Here is a 4264-nt window from a genome sequence, read left to right as displayed (position 1 = left end):
GACAAGATTGCCCTGCGCAAGCAGGTCCTGGAATCGCTCGAACGTCTTGTTCGCGAGAATAAAGTCGCCCGAAACGGCGACAAGTACAACTTCCTCACCAGTGAGGAGCAGGACGTCGCGGACGAGATATCCAAGGTTGAGATAGACGCCAGCGAGGTCACCGATAAGATCAAGCGCATCCTCTTCGATGGCATCTACACCACGACCAAGCACCGCGTGGGGCAAAACGACTTCCCGTTCGACCGCTATGTGGACGACAGCGTGCACGGCAAGGATCAGGGCGGTATGAAGCTGAATACCATCACCTACGCGCACGAGTGGTCACGCCTGTCCGAGCCGGAGTTCGCGCTGAAGTCAACCGGTCAGGCACTGGTGGGTCTGGAGGAGGGCGACTATTACGACCTTCTGGATATGTCATGCCGTGTGGAGAAGTACGTGCGCATGAGCACCACCTCGCAATGGTCGCCATCCAAGCAAGACATAGTCAAGCGCAAGCGCGAGGAGGCCCGCGAGAACGAGAAGGCCGCGAAGAAGTCTCTCGAGGACGCCATCGTATGCGGCAGGCTCGCGGTCGACGGCCGCGGCGTGACCGTGAAGGAGCAGGCGGCGGGCAAGAGGCTCGACGCTATCCTGGACGACCTCGTGACGAGCACTTACACAAAGGCAAACTACATCGACCTGCCGGCAAACACCGATTCCGACCTTTTCGCTATGTATCGCGGCGAGGCGGGCAACCAGATCGACATGGACGGACATGAGCCTAACTGGAGGGCGATGGACGAGGTCATGAGCTACCTCGACGCACAGGCGTACACCCACCAGGCGACCAACATGGGAGACCTCCAGCGCAAGTATCAGAAAGCACCCTACGGCTGGCGCGAGATTGACGTTGCGGCCGTTATGGTGCAGCTGCTGAACAGGCAGCGCATCGCCATGTCCGTGGGCGGGAAACAGCTCGACAGCGGTGACACTCATGCCATCATGCAGCACCTGCGCAAGGATGCCGACAAGGCGCAGGTGGAGAAGCGTGAGGCCATCGAAGCGGCTACCCTCGCGTCCGTCCAGCGCCTTATGAAGGATTTCGCCGACACCAACCAGGTGCCCGGGGACGAGGACGGTCTTGTCGTGTTCGCGAAAGATCATCTGAAGAACGCTTCCGACAAATGCCAAGAGATGCTGGCGAAGTGGTACTCGCATAAGCCCTATCCGGGAAAGCAGATCGTTGCCGATGGCCGCAAGTTCATCGAGAGTCTTCTCGTAAACGCGGTCGATCCCGTCTTGTTCTGCAAGTCGCTCTCCAACAGGCAGACTAATGACAGCCTGCTTGACCTCGGCGAGAACCTTGAGAAGATCCGTGGTTTCTTCGCCACGCAGGCGCGCCTCTACGACGATTCAAGGAGGCTCACCGAATCTCTGGTCACCGAAGGCATCTACATCGAAGGAAGCTCGGAGGCCCAGGCTGCGATCGCTCAAATCCGAGGCATCCTCGCCATGGACGAGCCTTACGGGCGCATAAAGGACTTAGGTGTCCTCAACAGCACCGTCACAAGAGAGCTTTCGGCTGCGGCAGGCGTCAAGCGTGACGACCTGCTGCGAAGCATCGACGACGCCGTCGAGCAGATTAAACGCTATGCAGACGAAGAATGCGAAGAATGCGAAAGCGCCGCAAACTTGGTGGTGTCCCAGGTCGAGCAAGCTGTCATCGCGAAACGGGATGCCGCCCACGGCACGGAGAGCTGCAGCCAACTGGATGCACAGGTGAGCCAGCTTGTCACATGGACGAGCCAACAATACGCCAAGATCGACAGCGCCATTGCTGACGCGCGGCGAAAGAAGGAGGAAGGCCGGGGCGGAAAAACGCCTCCGATGCCGAAGCCCAAAACCGCCGTTCTCCACCGCAGCCGCGTCTGCCCGACGAAGACCATGCATACCGAAGGGGAAGTCGACGAATACGTCCAGAGCCTGAAGAACACCCTGATGAGCGCCCTGGAAGACAACGATGCGGTAAGGCTCGGTGACTAGCATGAACGACTCCGTGATCAAGTCCTACTGTATGTGGGCCCGGCGTGAGCTCATCTCGGAGGTCAAGCGCAGGTGCGCGATATACGACATCTCCGAGAACCCTTCAAGTACAGCGGATGCAGACGCGGTGGGCGGGTTTGTCCTTACCGCCGCGGAAAAAGAGCAGCGAAAAGAGCTTTTGGCTACCATCCGCGAAGAGGGGCACGGACGGGTGGCCGAACGTGCCGCCTACACGTGGTTCAACCGCATCATGGCGATCCGGTTCATGGAAGTGAACGACCTTCTGCCGTCTCGTACTCGCGTGCTTTCCGCCAACGACGGCTCCTTCAAACCACAGGTTCTCACAGAAGCGTTGTCGGTCGATATCGAAGGACTGGACCGAGTACATGTGGCCGAACTGGTTCAGGCAGGCGACGATGAGGCGACGTTCCGGTACTTGTTCCTGACCCAATGTGCCGAACTCGCTAACTGCATGCCTGATGTGTTCGAGGATGTGGGCGCTGCGGTGGAGCTGCTTTTGCCCGATGGGTTGCTGCGCGAGGGCGGCGTCGTGAATCGCTGTGTGGTGGACATCCCCGAAGACGACTGGCGCGAGGGCGTCCAGATCGTGGGTTGGATGTACCAGTACTACGTTTCCGAGAAGAAGGACGACTACTTTGCATCGAAGCGCAAGGCTTCTGCGGAGGACATACCATGCGCCACACAGCTCTTCACACCAGAATGGATTGTGCGCTATCTGACCGAGAACTCCCTCGGTAGGCTCTGGATGCTCAACAGTCCTCAAAGCGAGTTGGCATCCAAGATGGACTACTATCTCGTGCCGGAGGGCGATGCGGGCGGGTTTCTTCGGATCGAGGGTCCTGAGGAGATAACCGTCCTCGACCCAGCCTGCGGCTCGGGTCATATTCTGGTGTATGCATTCGACTTGCTGGCTGCCATGTACGAGGAGCGCGGCTATGCGCGTCGCGACATCCCGCAGCTCATTATGGAGAAGAATCTGACCGGTATCGAGATAGACCCTCGCGCTGCGGCCATGGCGAGCTTTGCGCTGACGATGAAAGCGTGTGAATATGATGGCCGCTTCCTGCGACGCGGCGTGAGACCGCGCATCATCGTGCTCGGCAAGGTGGAGTTCGACGAGGGACAACGCCACGCTATAGTGGGCGTTCGTCATAAGCAAGAGAAGCTTGGCGCGCCTTTCCTGCTCGACCAGACCGAGCTGCTGGGGGCGCTTGCACACCTCGACGAAATCGGGAGCCTGCTCGTGCCAACAGAGGAGGATATGGGTGCCTTGCGCAGCGCAGCTACGAGCTTGGAGAATGAGGAGGGTATCTTCGGATTTGGTGCGAAGGAGCAGGTTGATAAATCCCTGTCTAGGCTCGAACCGCTTGTGATGAAGTACGATGTGGTGATTGCTAATCCTCCTTACTTGCAAAAGAGTGCGTTGGAGCCTTGGACGTCAGAATGGGTCAAGGATCGATATCCCGAAGAGAGCAATGACCTGTGTACTTGCTTCATTAAACGTGGACTTGATTTTGTCCAGCGAGGTGGTTATGTAGCAGAGATAACAATGCACTCTTGGATGTTCTTGAGTTCCTACGAGAAGATGCGTAAGAAGATTATCGGTAATTACGGTATCGTCTCGATGGCTCATCTGGGAGCACGTGCATTTGATGCCATCGGCGGCGAAGTTGTTTCTACAACAGCGACGGTGTTCGATAATAGCAAGACGCAAGGAGAAGGAATTTATTTCAGGTTAGTTGACGGTTCCAGCGAAGCTGATAAAGCCGCCGCTCTTCATGAGGCCATCCAGAAACCCGACTGCGGCTGGTTTTACCACGCTGATGCCGAAAGTTTCAAGTCTATTCCCGGCTGGCCTATTGCGTATTGGGCGAGCGAGGCGGTTGATTCTTCATTTAGAATTGGTGTTCCTTTGAAGGAGCTGGGCGTAACATCAAAAGGTATAGTAACCGCCGATAACGGACTCTTTTTAAGGCTTTGGTGGGAGCCGAATTATAATGCAGAATGTTTTCGAATCTCCTCAAACGACGAATGTCTTAATTCTAGCGGAAAATGGTTTCCGATATCAAAAGGCGGACCATTCAGAAAGTGGTATGGTAATCGTTTCCACGTAATTAATTGGGAGCAAGGAGGTCGAAGTGTTTTTGAAGCTTCGGAAGTGTCGGGAAAACATCCCCAAGACTACAAAGATGTACTTAAATTCAAGCAATCGTTAACTTGG

Annotated in this window: 2 protein-coding genes; both read left to right on the top strand. The window is 56.4% G+C overall.

The window, feature by feature from the left end; translation table 11 throughout:
- A partial coding sequence (locus RR842_RS12270) for a hypothetical protein (protein ID WP_332729919.1) occupies positions 1-2022 on the top strand: 2022 nt, incomplete at its 5' end.
- Between the two features lies 1 nt (position 2023).
- On the top strand, positions 2024-4264 hold a 2241-nt coding region (gene pglX / locus RR842_RS12265), incomplete at its 3' end, for a BREX-1 system adenine-specific DNA-methyltransferase PglX (RefSeq protein WP_332729918.1).

It is taken from the genome of Gordonibacter sp. (genome assembly GCF_036667095.1).
Classification (GTDB): Bacteria; Actinomycetota; Coriobacteriia; order Coriobacteriales; family Eggerthellaceae; genus Gordonibacter.
The sequence above is the reverse complement of the archived record's forward strand: the minus strand, read 5'-3'. Positions and strand labels throughout refer to the sequence as shown.